Source organism: Methanooceanicella nereidis (assembly GCF_021023085.1).
Taxonomy (GTDB): domain Archaea; phylum Halobacteriota; class Methanocellia; order Methanocellales; family Methanocellaceae; genus Methanooceanicella; species Methanooceanicella nereidis.
The window spans coordinates 13,912-29,280 of sequence record NZ_PGCK01000004.1; the positions used below are offsets into that span (position 1 = coordinate 13,912).

Consider the following 15,369-nt stretch of genomic DNA (forward strand, 5'->3'; position numbering starts at 1 on the left):
GCCTCATATGAGGGCGCCCAGCAAAAATCCTAGCAGTGCCAGGATCATTGCCACCATCGTCACCTTTCTCATTTTTCCGACCGTCTTAATATCATGGCTCCCGAGCAGCTTTACGCATACCCATGTGAGCACGGCTAACGATGCTGCTGCAAATACTGCATATACCGGGTCAAGGTAATATGACGGGTCCAGGCTCTCGAAAAAGAACGGCAGCGGCGCCAGTACCATCCCCGCCGCGTAAAGTCCTACGGCCATGTATTTTGCCTTTTCCTCCCCATAGACACGCGCTATCGTCTTAACATCCCTCAGCGCATCGCCTTCTACGTCCATTATTCCTTTCATGATCTCCCTGCCGACGCCTATCAGGAACGCTATCGCGGAAAGCACATAAAGAACATATGAATTCTCAAAGAGGACGCTGGCGAACAGGAAAGGGGATGCCATGGTGAAGCTGATGTAAATATTGCCCCATATCCCGTACTCCTTAAGTTTTACGTTGTACAGTATGCTGAAGGCTATCAGGAGTATGAGCACTATGATGGCCCCGATGTTATTCATGAATGTGATCGATATTATGCTTAGTATGAAAGTGATGACAGTAAGCCAGAGGGCTTCGTTCTTCGTAATATCTCCCCTGACGATAGGACGATCAGTCCGGTTATTCTTTATATCGACCTCTACGTCATAATAATCATTCAGGGCGAATGCTCCCATCTCGGCGAATATCGCTGCAAGGCTTCCTGCTAGCGCCACCTGAAGGTCAGGCATGCCTCTGTAAGCGATCATTAAGCTGATGACAAGGCTAAAAGCATAGATTAGGCCGTGTTCCAGCCTGGTTAGCTCCCATATAGCCTTCATTTTTTTAAAGACCATAAAATGTTCTCCGTAGGACAGCAAATATAAAGCATAATCAGTATTATCCTATAAAACGATTTTCTATGGAAGGAGAAAAAGCGAGACTGTACGTGTACCATGCCAGGCAGGACGACCCGAAAAAGTGCACTGCCAGGCGTATGAAACAATTCGGCCTCGTCACGATGTATGAGTCCATAGAGAAGCTTCCTTTCGGCGCGATCCTGCTTGATCCGACGGCGGGCAAAGCCATATCGCCGGCAGACAGGCAATATGCCCAAAAGGGCATAGTGGTACTTGACTGCACATGGGAAGAGGTGGAAAGGGTGTTCCCCATGCTAAAGGTCAAGCATATGGAGAACCGTGCCCTGCCCTATATGCTCGCGGCGAACCCGATGAACTACGGGAGGCCTTTCATGTTCAATTCCGCTGAAGCGTTCGTTGCCGCCCTGTACATTCTTGGGTATAAGGAACAGGCATTTGAGGTCGCTTCCAGGTTCAAGTGGGGAGAGACGTTCTTCGCGCTGAACAGAGAGCCTCTGGAGGCATATGCCGCGGCTAAAGATTCTGCCGATATAATAGAGATACAAAAAGAGTTCATGCCGTGAACTGTGAGTCCCATTAATTCATAATTTTATTATATCCCCATTTTCACCGCAATGCGCACGAAGGCGAATAAGGACCACCAGTTTTCCACCAAGAAGGGCGCTATGGGCACAAGGGTTCACAAAGGACTTTTAAGAAGATTAACATATACTTAAAAAATTTGTGTACCTTACTTGCCTTTGTGCGCTTCGTGGTGAAAAATAGCGTCCTTAGTTGCCTTTGTGGTAGGCTTGATCACAGTAGAACAGAAACATAAATTGTGGAAATTACAGGACCTAGCAAAGAGTATTTAGGCGCCCTTCACAGCAGCCTGTTATCGAATTTTCCCGGACCTTCTATCGTGAGCACTACCAGAGGGCTATTCCCCACGTTCTTGATCCCGTGGGATCTTCCCGGAGGCGATACCATCATCATGCCTTCGTCTACCATCAGCGGCTCATTCTCGGCAGAGCGGTACTCGCCCATGCCGCCCATGACGATCATTATACACTCCGAGTCGGTATGCTTATGGAACGGCAGCGTCTGCCCCATCATGACAGTCCAGAGCCTTATGCGATGGTCTTTAGACTCATACACCGGCACCTCGTTCGGTGTCAGCTTCTTACCCTGCCGGTAGTCATCAAGATCAAAGACCCTTTTCGCCTCTTCCTTTAATATGTCCGATTCCTGCATCACGATGCCTCATAACTCAATATCATCTATGTGCTGATAATTGAAAGCCGGGTAGATGGCGATTAAAACTTTCAATGACCTAGGGAAAACATGATTTAGTATAGCCGCATCAAATCCCTTTATATGAAAATAGCCGAACTTGACATGCCCGATGCCTTAAAGGACTTTTATATTGGCTCAGGGATAACCGAACTATATGAGCCTCAGGCAGAGGCCGTGAAGAAGGGCTTAATCGAGGGAAAAAACCTTCTGGCGGCGATACCTACGGCGAGCGGTAAGACCCTGCTGGCAGAGATGGCGATGATAAGGTCGGTCGCGCGCGGAGGCAAGGCGATATACATCGTCCCTCTTAAAGCCCTGGCATCCGAGAAGTATGACAGGTTCGTCGAATTCTCAAACCTTAACATAAAAGAGGGCGGGGTCAGGGTCGGTATCGCGACAGGGGATTATGACTCAAAGGACGAGTGGCTGGGAGAAAAGGACATAATAGTTGCCACTTCGGAAAAGACAGACTCATTATTACGGAACGGGGCCACATGGCTCTCGAACCTTTCCGTGGTCGTGGCCGATGAGGTGCATCTCATAGATTCGGCCAACAGGGGCCCCACTCTAGAGGTCACCATAGCGAAGCTGATGAAGCTTAACCCGGACATACAGGTGCTGGCGCTTTCTGCGACCATCGGCAACGCGAAGTCCCTGGCAAAATGGATGAAAGCAGAGCTTGTCCTCAGCGAATGGAGGCCGACGAAGCTGAAAGAGGGAGTGTTCTTCGGCAGGGCTATCAAGTTCACGAATGATAAAAGAGTGTTAAACTCCGCCGGACCCGACGAAGTGCTTTCCCTTGTGACGGACACTCTGGAGGAAGGGGGTCAGTGCCTCGTGTTCGCGAATACGCGTAAAAGCAGCGAGAGCATAGCACAGAAGCTCGCGAGGTCTCTCTCGAAGAAATTAACTGATGAGCAAAAGGCTGATTTTCTAAAGATAAGGCAGCAGGTCATGAGCCATGCGGAGACCGACATATGCGAAAAGCTGGCGAACTGCGTCGCATGCGGCGTGGCCTTCCATCATGCAGGCCTGAAGAGCGAGCACAGGCGGATTGTGGAGGACTCGTTCAAGAAGAACATAATTAAGGTAATAGCGTGTACGCCGACACTTGCTGCAGGGCTTAACCTGCCCGCCAGAAGGGTCATAATAAGGGATTATAAGCGCTTTGATGTTAACTACGGGAGCGTGCCGATACCGGTGCTTGAGTATAAACAGATGGCGGGCCGTGCGGGCAGGCCAAGGCTTGACCCGTATGGTGAAGCGGTCCTTATAGCTAAGAACTATGACGAGTTCGAAGAGCTTATGGAGAACTATGTTCTTGCCGGGCCGGAGCAGATCACTTCCCGTCTCGGGACCGAGCCAGCGATGAGAGCCCATGTGCTGTCGGCGGTGGCCACTGACTTCTGCAGGAGCAGGGATGATATAAAAGAGTTCATGGATACCACTTTCTTCGCATACCAGAGAGGTGACCTGTCCTCTGTCCTGGATAATGTCCTTGACTTTTTAAAGGTCGAGAACATGATCGTGGAGAGCAAAGGGGGGAGCTTAAAGGCCACTGAACTGGGCAAGCTCACATCCAGGCTTTATATCGACCCGCTGTCATCGTCCATTATAGTTAAAGGGCTTGAGTCGGCGAAGAAGAAAAAGGATGATAACACCGAATTCGGGATGTTACACCTGATATGCTCGACGCCGGACATAAAGCAGCTTTACCTGAAAAGGAACGACTACTCGTGGATAGCAAAATATACGGACCAGCATATTAGCGATTTTCTGATCGATATCCCCGATAGCTATGCGGACGAGATAGATTTCGAGCAATTCCTGTCAAGCGTCAAGACCGCTGCGCTCGCCGAGATGTGGATAAACGAAAAGAGCGAGGAGGAGATAACCTCGTTCTACGGCATCGGGCCCGGCGACATAAGGAATCTCATGGACACGTGCGTGTGGCTCATGCATGCGACGGCCGAGATATCTGGCATGACAGGAGCCCCCGTCACGAGGCTTTCAAGAGAGCTAGGAATCAGGCTGGAGAACGGTGCCAGCCGCGAGCTGTTAGACCTGATAGAGCTTTCAGGAGTGGGAAGGGTAAGGGCCAGAAGCCTGTACGATGCAGGGTATACCAGCCGCGAAAAGCTAAAGGGTGCCGACCTGAAGAGCCTTGCCGCGATACCCGCGATAGGAGAAAAGCTCGCTGCCGGCATATTGGGCCAGCTTGGAAGAAAGGTCGACCATGTGGCGCCTGAAGAGCCGGAGCAAACCAGGACCGGACAGAGCACCCTTTTCAGCTTCGATGAATAATTTTATCTTTTTTGACCACGATTATGGTTTGATGACGGACGTCCTTATCACCGGCGGAAAAGCTAACATATCCGACGTGAGATCATTTTTAAAGTCTCTGGCTGAGATCGGCAAAAAATATGGCATTATCGTGCAGGCTGTAAACGCAGATAGAGTGGCAGGCCGCCCCCATATGGAGTTCTCTGTGATAAAAGCCGTGGAGTCCTTTAAGAATAACAGGAATCTCGCGAGAGATATGGGTATGGAGGTAATGCTATACCTCAGGGGAAGAAGGCAGATAGAGAAAGCTCTCGAGATGGGCGTTAAAGAGGGCGGGAACAATATCGCCATAGCCATTATAGGCGAAGGCGCGGAAAAAGCCCTTCAGGAAGTGCAGGCCAGGCTTGACGTCGTGGATGAAAGCGTCGTGGACTACACTCATGACAAAGATGAGACTCTGATGAAATTGTTTGAGATAACGCCTGCCGAACTGGAGATCGTCGGTAAGGAAAGGATACCGGAACTCGTAAAAGAAAGGTCGGCGCTGCTCGAGTTCGAAAAGTAAAAAGGCTGGTGTTTTATCGATTTTCACCACAAAGGCAACGAAGTGCACTAAACTGTTAACCACGAAGCGCACAAAGGCGAACAAGGAACACGGCATCCAACCACAAAGCGCACAAAGGCGAACAAGGAACACAAAGTACCTCTTTTAGAAGATGATCATTTTTTAAAAAAAAATTGTGCACCTTCGTCGCCTTCGTGCGCTTCGTGGTTAACAGTTTAGTGCACCTTCGTCGCCTTCGTGCGCTTCGTGGTTAACAGTATAGTGCACCTTCGTCGCCTTCGTGCGCTTCGTGGTTAACAGTATAGTGCACCTTCGTCGCCTTCGTGCGCTTCGTGGTTAACAGTTTAGTGCACCTTCGTCGCCTTCGTGCGCTTCGTGGTTAACAGTTTAGTGCACCTTCGTCGCCTTCGTGCGCTAGTGGATAAAAATGTGTTAAGATCAACCAGGAGTCTTTTCATTTAAAATTTTATAGTCTGATCATTCATCTGCCTTAACGATTATTCTCTCCGGGCAGGAAAAGACTTTCACTTTCTCTTTATCTGCAAAGCATGCCAGGGTCAGGTTCGCCCTGAGCGCGCAGTCAATGCCCGAGCTAATAGGCGCGGCTTTTGATACGACTAGAGGGATCCCTACGCGGATAGCTTTCATGACCATGCCTGCGGGCTGTCTCCCCGATGACAGCAGGAACATTTTACTAAGATCGTCACCTGCGAGGCTTGCAGCCCCGACTACCTTATCTATGGCGTTGTGCCTGCCGACGTCCAGTGCCCTGTATTTTAGGTTACCGTCTGCATCTATGAGGCATGCGGTGTGGGCGCCGCGGGTGATGTCGTGTGTCTCGGAGTACAGGAACTTGAGGCTGTTCAGTATGGTGTTTATTGAGAACCTTTGACCGGGAGGTATTCTGATACCGTCGTCCCGGTTTCCCCTTACGACCCCTATTCCGGCAGAGCGTATCTCGAACATGATGTCCGTTCGTTCAAAGGACTTCACTCTGACGTCTACGCAGCCGTTTTCTTCTTTTACGGAGAGTATATCGTTCATGGACTCTACGACGCCTTCCGTCAGCAGGTATCCTACTGCAAGTTCTTTATGATCTTCCGGGGTGGTAACGATCGAGGATAGTTTCATGCCGTTAATAAGAAGCTCGATCGACTGTTCGACGATCACCGGGTCGGATGTCTCGGTCCTGCCTTCCCGGGTGATCTTGATGGAAGAATATTCTTTGACGGTATCCATGGACATCACACAAAAATATAAGGCTATAATGTGCATATGAATGCTTAATGGCTAATAAATCATTCCTCACTAAAAGACAAATAATGGTGCTCAGGTTAAGGCAGGCCGGGCTTACCCAGGAAGACATTGCGAGGCGAATGAAGACGACTCGTGCCAATATTAGCCTTATAGAGAAACGTGCCCGCGAGAATATCGAGCGCTCCAAAGAGACGCTAAAGGAGTGGAACAGTATCATCTCGCCGGTCAAGATCGCCATAAAGAAAGGCACTGACGTCATGAACGTGCCTGAGATTGTGTTCTCTGAAGCAGATAAGTCTAATATTCATGTCAGGACAGATTCGCTCGACCTTATAACCAGGATAAAGAAAGAAAAAGGAACGATCATATCAAACCGTATACTTCTGGATGATATCGAAGTCGATATAAACGTCACCGGAGAGGTGACCATAGTATAATGGAGATATTCGCCCTTGACGTCGGCTCGGGCACACAGGACGTTCTTGTGATCGATGATAAGTTAAAGGATTTTAAGGCCAAGGTGGTCATGCCGGCTCCCACCAGGCTTTTTGCTTCCGGGATAAGGAAGGCCGGCAAAGATATCTTTTGTGACGGGTATACTATGGGAGGCGGTGCCATATCGATGGCGCTGGTCAACCATGCTAAAAAATTCAGAGTGGTGATGACAGAGGATGCTGCGCGCACGGTGAGGGATGACCTCGAGCAGGTCAAAGAGCGCGGCATTGAGATCGGCGCCGAAGCCGATATGAGGGAAGACTACTCGAAGTTCACGCTCCGCGATGTGGATATGGATTCGTTCAGGTCTTCATTTAAGGCCATGAACTATGAGCTTCCCGGCCCCCGGGATCTTGTTGTTGCGGTAGCTGTGCAGGACCATGGCTCCGCGCCAAAAGGAATGAGCGACAGGGAGTTCCGGTTCGAACAGATAGCAGGCATAATAAAAAAAGGAGCCACTTTCAGGGATTTTATCATCACCAGAGAAACTCCGGTATTTACGAGAGCCAGCGCTGTCATAAGGTCCCTGCATGACCAGGGATACCATAACGTCCTTGTCATGGACACGAAGATAGCCGGGATATTCGGCGGAATGTACGGGGCGAAGCTGCCAGCCATTGTGATGGATGTCGGGAACGGCCACACCACTGCCGCATCGATAACTGAGGACGGCTCTATCGTCGGGATTTTCGAGCATCACACGTTCTCTTTAACGCCGAATAAAATGAAAGACTATATTGAGAGGCTTGCGAACGCAACTCTGACCAACGAAGAGATATTCAACGACGGCGGGCATGGAGCATATGTCCGGGAGCCAATAAGCCCGGAATCCATAATAGTGACCGGGCCCAGAAGGATGCAGGCAGAGGAGACCGGCCTTAATATTAGATATGCGACGCCCCTTGAAGATGTTTACATGGTCGGCCCGGTGGGAATGGTCCGTGCTTATCAGGATATGAAGGGTATATAGGAGTCAGTCCCGTTTATTCATGGTTTTAATATATCTTCTCTTTCACCACAAAGGCAACTAAGTACACGGTTTTTTCACCATGAAGGGCGCTAAGGGCTCGAGGGTACACTAGCTTCCACCACAAAGCGCACAAAGGCAAACAAGGGTACACAAAGGACTTTTTTAGAAAGTAACATATACTTATAAAATTGTGGACCCTCGAGCCCTTAGCGCCCTTCGTGGTGAAAAATAGTGGTCCCTGGAGCCCATAGAGCGCTTCGTGGTGAAAAATAGTGTACCTTAGTTGCCTTTGTGATGAGCTTGATTAAAGATGAACCAGTATGCACAGTAATAAATTACAGGACAGAACACCTAGGTCAATATAAGTACAACTAGCATGACCACGAGTAAAATAATGAACGCCTTCCTTTGATTCTCGGTCAATAACCTTCCTTTTAAAAAAGACGAGCTTAGAACGAGGAGCAGTAGGAGGCCGATGATCTCGACAATGGTTCGTCCTGTGATAGCCATGTTTATCGGAAATCGTTTAGTCCGAATGATAAATAGCTTTTCTCATAGGTCATTATAAATAAAGTAAAAAAGTCGCAGGCTTATTTTTGTGCTTGCGGCATTATAGCCGGAGCCTGTTTCTGCTTAGTCTTTACGCCGATCTCATCGTCAAGCCCGAACGTGAGCAGGAAAGATAGGATGGTGAACAGTATGCAGAACAGGAACGCCGCCTGTAAGCCCCATACATCCCCCAGGAATCCCACAAGCACAGGCCCTCCGCCGTCGCCTACCTCCTTGAACGTCCCTGAAAGCCCCATGACCGTGCCCATGATCGCTGCAGGTGCGGCGTATGCGAGATAGGAGTTCGATACTACCCATAGGGCTGCTATGCCTGTGCCCGAAAGTATCACGGCTGCGAACCATACCGGAGCCGAAGGTATCAGAGTGATCATCAGCAATGCGGACGTTAAGAGAATGGACCCGATGAACAGCGGAAGCCTCGAGCCGTATGTGTCGGCGAACTTTCCGCAGTAGTATTGAGCGAGGACGTATACCACGGCCTGGACGCCTAGTATCAGGCCGGTCGTGCCCGTGTCGATGCCCTTCGATGAGCCGTACACGGGAAGGAAGGATATTATAGAATAAAAAACCAGCATTCCGCTCATGCCTATAAAATAGCAGCTAAGATAGTCAAACCGTGAGCCTTCCCTTAGCATCATCCCCGCCGACCTCTTCTTTTGGACCGCGGGATCGTATCCTTCTTTTACGAACATTATGGCCAGAATGAGAGCAACGGCGCCCACGATCGCACAAAGGATGAACATTTCATTGAATCCCATATACTGGATGATCAAACCGCCGGCGATCGGGCCGAGAGCGTATCCAGCGCCTTTAATGGAATTATAAGTGCCCATGGCCTCTCCTTTGCGGTCGGCAAAAAGATCTGCGACCAATGCCACCGAGGTGGTGGAGAACGCGCCGATGGCTATTCCCTGCACGAAGCGTATGGTGAATAGGACTGCAGGGTCCTGGAATACCGGGTATAGCAGGGATACGATGACGAGCATCACAAACCCGCCTATCATGAACTTCAGCCTGCCATGCCGGTCAGCGAGTATGCCGAAAGGAGTCTTGAACAGAACCTCGGCAATGGCCAGAGACCCTATTACCAGCCCTATCTGGAAGTTAGTCGAGCCGAATGCGCTCATGTATGTGCCGAGATTGGAAGCGATAAGATGTCCGGAGAATGAAGCCGCAAACCCTGCGAAGGACAGCGCCAGCAGCGCCATCATTCTGCCGTGTTTATTTTTATCGATAAGCGCCATAGTATCACGATCTGAATGCAATTGCACCCACATTTAAAACCGGGTAATAAAACCCTTAACCCCATAGTACAAATAGTTCTATATGGAGTATCACTGTTAGTATTACAATACTAAATATATTTCGGGTTTATGGCATATGACAAAGCCACATATAATCTAAAAACGCGGCAAGAATATTATGAAAACATGAATAATATCCGTGACAGGATGTTTGATAATACTAAAGAGGATGATCATTTAAAAATATTAGGATACGGTCTATGCGGCAACGCCGCGGGATAGTTTTAGCGTATCGTCAAGGATTATCTGTTTAAGGTTCACGAGAATGAGCAGCCTGCCGGATAGTTTTCCCACACCCTGTATGTATTCCGAGCTTATGGAAGATGAAAGCGCTTCGGGAAGCGGCTCGATATCTTTTGAGGACATATATTTCACCTCGGCCACAGAATCCACTATGACCCCGACAGTATTCTTCTGGACTTCCATTATCATGATCCTGGCGTTTGAGTCGGCATTTTTTCCCCCAAGCCCGAGCCTGGAGCGCAGATTGACCACGGTGGTGACCTGGCCGCGAAGGTTTATGACACCGTCCACGAAAGGCGGTGATCCGGGGATGCGGGTGATGTCGCCGACGCGGATTATTTCTTTTACCTGAGATATATCAACGCCGAACTCTTCGCTCCCGAGCTTAAAAACGACGAGCTGTATCTCATTATCTAAAACGTTATCATCCACCATGTTATGCACCTGAATTAAAACAAATAATACTCTGATTTTATTCTGGAAGCCTAAGTGATAAATAAGTATTGTAACAAAAAAATAATTAGAAATTTTAAAGTGTTCCCCGGTTATTTTTGGCTTTAAGCCCCATGGCTTTCAGGCATAAAAAAATCCTTCACACGACGGGATATTCGACGATGACCAGGTAAATAAAAAAGTTAGGGATAAACAGCGCTATAGATGAATAAAAATATCAAGCCTGCGGCTTATATCCGAGTTCTGCTATCCTCTTTTTAAATTCCGCGGACCTTAATATATCCATAAATGCGATGACTGCAGGCTTGTTCATACTTGAGGCCTTCACTACGAAGTCGTATTCCTCGTCCCTTAAGGGTATGAAATCCAGGCCGTTCTGTTCAGCCACTGTCTTGATCCCGAGCCCTGCGTCCGCCTTTCCCATCAGTATGGCCGAAGCGACCGCATTATGCGTCTTTGCCTCGACGTCATATCCGGGTATTGACTCTGTCAGGACCTGTAGAGTCGTGCCGCGGCCTTCGGCGATCTTTTTAAGCTCCATGTCAAGAAGTGTCCGCGTACCTGAGCCTTTGGTCCGGTTAATGAACTGCTTTCCGGGGAGGTCTTCCAGGCCCTTTATACCCGACGGGTTACCCTTCGGTAATATGAGCCCCTGTTCGCGCACATATCCTTTTATTAACACCGCATCCTCCACGTTAAGCGACCGAAGGAAAGGCTCATTGTAAACGCCCGACTCGTCCAGCAGATGTACGCCTGCGGCATCTGCTATGCCTTTTCTTATAGCCCGGAAGCCGCCCATCGAGCCGACGTTTATTGAGCGCACGGTATAGCCCTTCTCTGACATCATCTCCGTGATGATGTCGATGCCCAGACAGTGGCTGCCGATCATCAGCAGGTCCGGGAAAGTGATCTCCTCTGAGAAGAGTTTTACGGATACTTTATCGCCTTCATCTATGACGTGAGTGTCCTCGCTGATCTCTATATATCCGTCAGCGTCAAGCAGCGATGATACGGCGCCGGAGCCTTTTTCTATGGGATAAGCCGACAGCGCGTCTTTTTCATTTATCAGCCCTACGGGCAATAGCACTTCCCTGCCGCCCTCGGAGCGTACCCTGACGGCCATCCTTGCGGTGACCTCGCGCCTCGCCTTTTCAGGATAGCCGCTCATGTGCCTTATCATGGGGGCGACGACCTCGTTAAATATGGTTATGGCGGATGAAGGATATCCCGGAAGGCCTATGAAAGGCCTGTCGTTAGCCTCGCCGATGATAGTGGGCTTACCGGGCTTTATCTTGATACCGTGGACCAGGACCTTGCCAAAGCTTCCCACGGTGCTGAACATCATGTCCGAGGCGCCTGCCGACGTGCTTCCCGACGTCACCACTATGTCGTACTTTTTAGTCGCCTCGACCACTGCCTTTTGAAAATCTTCATAGACGTCACGTATGATGCCCAGATATACGGGCTCCCCGCCGTTCTCGATCACTCCTGCACCGACAGCATAAGCGTTCACGTCATATATCTGGCCGGGCTCCAGTATCGTTCCCGGCATCATCAGCTCGTTGCCGGTAGATATTATGCCGACTCTCGGCTTTTTATATACAGCGACGCGGTCCAGCCCGACAGCAGCGAGCACGCTGATCTCCCTTGATGTAAGACGGGTACCTGCCCTGAGCGCCAGCTCTCCCATCATGATATCTGCTCCCGTATGCATGACGTTCTCCCCGGGGGATACAGGTTTCCTGACGTTCACATCCTCGCCCGAAGTATCCGTGTTCTCGACCATGACAACGGCGTTGGCGCCGCGGGGCATTACTGCACCGGTGGCTATCTCCACGGCAGTGGATGGCTCTACGGAAATATCGGGCTTATCACCAGCATGGATAATGCCCTTAATCCGGAGCGGACGAGGTGACTCTTCGTCCGCTCCCCATGTATCCTTTGCCTTTACGGCAAACCCATCCATAGAGGCCCGGTCAAATCCGGGAACGTCCACCCTCGAGTATACGTTCCTTGCAAGGACTCTATTGTAACATTCGTTAAGGGGCACTTCCTCGATGTCCCTTTTATAGAACGGGATCAGCGCTTTTTTTGCGTCTTCTAGCGATACAAGGGTCCTGAACTCTTTTCTTTCACTCAAGATAAGTCACCTCTACCTGATCCCCGGCTTCGTAGCCTTCGACGTCTTCAGGGATTATCACATACCCGTCAGCCTGTGAGACAGAGCTAAGAATACCGGCGCCCTTTGTCCTCAGCGGCGTAGCCTTTCCGTCTTCGAGTATCACGCGCGTGTACGACCTGAAGCCAGCCTCAGAAAATATTTTCCTGGTCAGGACCGCCTTCTCTGTCCGGTATTTAGACTGCGGCATATGGCCCAGTTTTTTCACGGCAGGGTCCGCAAATACCATAGAGTCTATGGCACATGCGGCCGGATATCCGGGAAGGCAGACTATGGGCGTTCTCTTGCCCCCGTGCTCCACATAGCCAAGAGCAACAGGCTTGCCGGGCTTTATCGCTACACCGTGTACCAGCACTTTTCCCATGGATGAGACCACGTCGGCAATAAGGTCTCTCTTTCCGACCGAGCTGCCGCCAGTGGTCACTATCAGGTCGTAGCCGATGCCCTCGATGAGCGCTTCCGTCAGCAACTCTTTTTTATCGGAGACGATGTCATGAATAGTGGGCTCGCCGCCATACCTTTTAACATAAAGATAGTTCATCACGCCGTTGCTCTCGTTCATCTGTCCGGGACCAGGTGTGATGCCCCTTTTAACGATCTCCTCTCCCGTAGGGATTATCATTACGCGGGGCTTCGCGTAAACTTCGACCTCTGTGAAGCCCATCGACGCCAGAAGCCCTGCGTCAGAAGGCTTAAGCTGTCTGCCTTTGCAAAAGACGACATCGCCTTTTTTTACGTCTTCTCCTTTAAAGCCGATGTTTTGTCCGGGGGAGACCTGGCCCAGAACTTCTATCTCCGGTCCGGCAGGCTCTGTATTCTCGATCATGACAACCGCATCGGCGCCTTCCGGGATAGGGCTTCCCGTATGTACCTGCCTGCATTCTCCCTCGATCATCCTGTCTTTTTCTGTCAATTTCAAAAATACGCCTGCATCCTTACTGCTGCCAAAGGTATCCGAGGCCTTTACTGCGAACCCGTCCATTGCGCTCCGGTCGTAGTGAGGTACGTCTCTGGGGGATACGACATCCTTTGACAGTACCCTGTAGTCGGCATGCTCGAGTTTCACGGTCTCCACTTTGCCGGAGGGTTCGAATGAATTTAAAAATATATCCAGCGCGCTTTCTATACCAGTCTTTTTTATGAAACCCGATTCCAGAGGCATAAAAGAAGTAATTGAGGTCTATATCCATAAAGCTTCTGTTTCTGTATCGTGCCGGAAATCCTGATGATGCCGGCTTCCGGCAGGTATAAAGGACAAATCATTTTATTTATGAAAATTAACATACTATATCTATAGTAATTGATCGGTGATCATATGAAAATAGAGTTAGTAGCAGACGGTAAAAAGATCCCAATGAACAAGTTCGTCCAGAAGATAATAGCGGCCACGATCAAAGGTATGGTAGAAACTCTGGACGATGTGGAAGAATGGAAGACGCTTGAGATAAAGATCGAGCAGGAAGATTGAAAACTTTACTTTTTACATCCGATACGGAGATCCAGGGCAGGCCGTGAATAAATCTGGAAATCATCATTTTCTTATACAATATAATTAAGATTGATGACTGCCCGTCCCGTATACTTTATTATTATAGCCCTATTGCTATTGCAGGCGGCGTCCGCAGTCACTTCCCGGGCACCATGTATCAGCATCTTTTCATACGATAGCCCCCCTGTGGAGTTCAACCTTTCATCATATACGGGCCTTGAAAAATACACATGGACATCATATGGAACGGAAGGCGTCCCGATAGAGAGGCTATTTTGGAGAGCGGGAAAATACCCGGTCAAAAGCATTACTGCCGGTTATAAAAAGATAGACTGGACAGAGGCCGCGTATCATTCTTTATGGTACGTGCCGGTACTGGTGACAGACAATCTGGACTTGAAAGCATGGGGATATGATCTGCCTGCGGGCCCGGTTTTCGTCGAGACCGGTTACAGGCCGGTGTATACGATAATGGATATTGCGCCCACGGCATGTGAAGCCCTGGGAATGCCCTGCGAAAACTTTGACGGAAAAAGCCTCGCCAGCTTAAATGCTTCTCAGGTCGTCGTTTTTTATATTGATTCGCTGGGACTGTACCGATACATGTGGGCGGACGAAAACAAAGCCGTATATAATATATCGTCACTTGGCAAGCCTATCGCGGCCTCAAGCGTATACCCGTCGATATCGGTCGTGAACTCAGCAGCCATGGTCACGGGAGTATCGCCGGAAAAGAACGGTGTCGACATGTGGGAGAACAGGACGATACTGGTGAAGACGGACTTTGACTATGCCGGAGAGTCAGGCATAAAAGCGCTATGGATCGACGGCGTGAAGCCTCCGATAAGCATGAAAGAAGGGATAATCAGGGTACCCGACGGTGATGGTGACGGTAATGCCGACGATGAGATCATGGAAAGGGCCATTCAGGAATATAAAAACGATACAAGGCTCCTGTACGTCCATTTAAAAAATACTGACAGGACGATGCATCTTACAGGCCCGTACTCTGAAAGATCCTTGATGGCGATACAGCATGCCGACATGCTGGTCGGGAAATTCTTTGAGGAAATAAGGCCCGGTACGCTCGTCATATTACTGTCCGACCATGGAGGGCATGAAATCATTGGAGGAATGGGAGACCACGGGACCCTGCTTCCCCAGGATATGCTCATTCCTGTTTTCATAAAATTTTATTAACCTGCTTAAAAAATTAAAATGTAACTAAATATGATTACGAAAAGTATATTAAGCAAGCATTTGTACTTTCTATAGCAGGCTCCATATCCGATACATAAAAAGATCATTATTAACAATTCACACCTAAAACCGCAAACGCGCCCGGGCGCATATAAAAAACTATATGTTGCCCGGCGATTATTTATTATG

The 15,369-nt window shown here is 49.4% G+C and carries 15 protein-coding genes; 7 read left to right on the plus strand and 8 right to left on the minus strand.

Annotated elements, in window-relative coordinates; translation table 11 throughout:
- Window positions 1-3: 3 nt before the first annotated feature.
- Entirely contained in the window at window positions 4-873 is an 870-nt protein-coding gene (locus CUJ83_RS05770; RefSeq protein WP_230741338.1) for a UbiA family prenyltransferase, read from the minus strand.
- 65 nt (window positions 874-938) lie between these two features.
- On the opposite strand from CUJ83_RS05770, the gene CUJ83_RS05775 reads away from it, so the two are divergent.
- The gene (locus tag CUJ83_RS05775; RefSeq protein WP_230741339.1) at window positions 939-1,460 is read left to right on the plus strand and encodes a DUF367 family protein; all 522 of its coding nucleotides are present in this window, start codon (window positions 939-941) and stop codon (window positions 1,458-1,460) included.
- Window positions 1,461-1,758: 298 nt separating this feature from the next.
- On the opposite strand, the gene CUJ83_RS05780 is transcribed toward CUJ83_RS05775, so the two are convergent.
- On the minus strand, window positions 1,759-2,130 hold the full coding sequence (locus CUJ83_RS05780) for a cupin domain-containing protein (RefSeq protein WP_230741340.1): 372 nt from the start codon (window positions 2,128-2,130) through the stop codon (window positions 1,759-1,761).
- A 123-nt stretch (window positions 2,131-2,253) separates the two neighbouring features.
- On the opposite strand from CUJ83_RS05780, the gene CUJ83_RS05785 reads away from it, so the two are divergent.
- Window positions 2,254-4,476: an ATP-dependent DNA helicase gene (locus CUJ83_RS05785; protein WP_230741341.1), complete on the plus strand. Its 2,223-nt coding sequence runs from the start codon at window positions 2,254-2,256 to the stop codon at window positions 4,474-4,476.
- Between the two features lie 31 nt (window positions 4,477-4,507).
- Window positions 4,508-5,020 carry a KEOPS complex subunit Cgi121 gene (cgi121, locus tag CUJ83_RS05790; RefSeq protein WP_230741342.1) on the plus strand — a complete coding sequence of 171 codons (513 nt, stop codon included), beginning with the start codon at window positions 4,508-4,510 and terminating at the stop codon, window positions 5,018-5,020.
- 477 nt (window positions 5,021-5,497) lie between these two features.
- On the opposite strand, the gene fdhD is transcribed toward cgi121, so the two are convergent.
- Window positions 5,498-6,265, minus strand: coding sequence for a formate dehydrogenase accessory sulfurtransferase FdhD (gene fdhD / locus CUJ83_RS05795; RefSeq protein ID WP_230741343.1), 768 nt, complete (start codon window positions 6,263-6,265; stop codon window positions 5,498-5,500).
- Between the two features lie 41 nt (window positions 6,266-6,306).
- Between fdhD and CUJ83_RS05800 the strand changes: the two genes are divergently transcribed.
- Window positions 6,307-6,714 carry a Tfx family DNA-binding protein gene (locus CUJ83_RS05800; RefSeq protein ID WP_230741344.1) on the plus strand — a complete coding sequence of 136 codons (408 nt, stop codon included), beginning with the start codon at window positions 6,307-6,309 and terminating at the stop codon, window positions 6,712-6,714.
- On the plus strand, window positions 6,714-7,742 hold the full coding sequence (locus tag CUJ83_RS05805; protein ID WP_230741345.1) for a DUF1786 domain-containing protein: 1,029 nt from the start codon (window positions 6,714-6,716) through the stop codon (window positions 7,740-7,742). Before CUJ83_RS05800 ends, CUJ83_RS05805 begins: the two co-directional genes overlap by 1 nt.
- A 351-nt stretch (window positions 7,743-8,093) precedes the next feature.
- Here the strand turns inward: CUJ83_RS05805 and CUJ83_RS05810 are convergent, their stop codons facing one another.
- From CUJ83_RS05810 to CUJ83_RS05830, 5 genes are all read right to left on the minus strand, one after another.
- Window positions 8,094-8,252 (minus strand): hypothetical protein, encoded by a 159-nt coding sequence (locus tag CUJ83_RS05810; protein ID WP_230741346.1) that lies wholly within the window; start codon window positions 8,250-8,252, stop codon window positions 8,094-8,096.
- 80 nt (window positions 8,253-8,332) lie between these two features.
- Complete coding sequence (locus CUJ83_RS05815; RefSeq protein ID WP_230741347.1) at window positions 8,333-9,577, minus strand: MFS transporter; 1,245 nt, start codon at window positions 9,575-9,577, stop codon at window positions 8,333-8,335.
- Between the two features lie 237 nt (window positions 9,578-9,814).
- Window positions 9,815-10,294, minus strand: a complete 480-nt coding sequence (locus CUJ83_RS05820; protein ID WP_230741348.1) for a chemotaxis protein CheW — start codon at window positions 10,292-10,294, stop codon at window positions 9,815-9,817.
- A 235-nt stretch (window positions 10,295-10,529) separates the two neighbouring features.
- Complete coding sequence (locus CUJ83_RS05825) at window positions 10,530-12,452, minus strand: molybdopterin biosynthesis protein (protein WP_230741349.1); 1,923 nt, start codon at window positions 12,450-12,452, stop codon at window positions 10,530-10,532.
- Window positions 12,445-13,653, minus strand: coding sequence for a molybdopterin molybdotransferase MoeA (locus CUJ83_RS05830; protein ID WP_230741350.1), 1,209 nt, complete (start codon window positions 13,651-13,653; stop codon window positions 12,445-12,447). The genes CUJ83_RS05825 and CUJ83_RS05830 overlap by 8 nt, the downstream gene beginning before the upstream one ends.
- Window positions 13,654-13,806: 153 nt before the next feature.
- Here CUJ83_RS05830 and CUJ83_RS05835 point away from each other — a divergent pair, with 153 nt between their 5' ends.
- Both CUJ83_RS05835 and CUJ83_RS05840 read left to right on the plus strand, forming a co-directional pair.
- Window positions 13,807-13,959 (plus strand): hypothetical protein, encoded by a 153-nt coding sequence (locus CUJ83_RS05835; RefSeq protein ID WP_230741351.1) that lies wholly within the window; start codon window positions 13,807-13,809, stop codon window positions 13,957-13,959.
- 93 nt (window positions 13,960-14,052) lie between these two features.
- Entirely contained in the window at window positions 14,053-15,180 is a 1,128-nt protein-coding gene (locus CUJ83_RS05840; protein ID WP_230741352.1) for an alkaline phosphatase family protein, read from the plus strand.
- The last annotated feature ends 189 nt before the right edge of the window (window positions 15,181-15,369 follow it).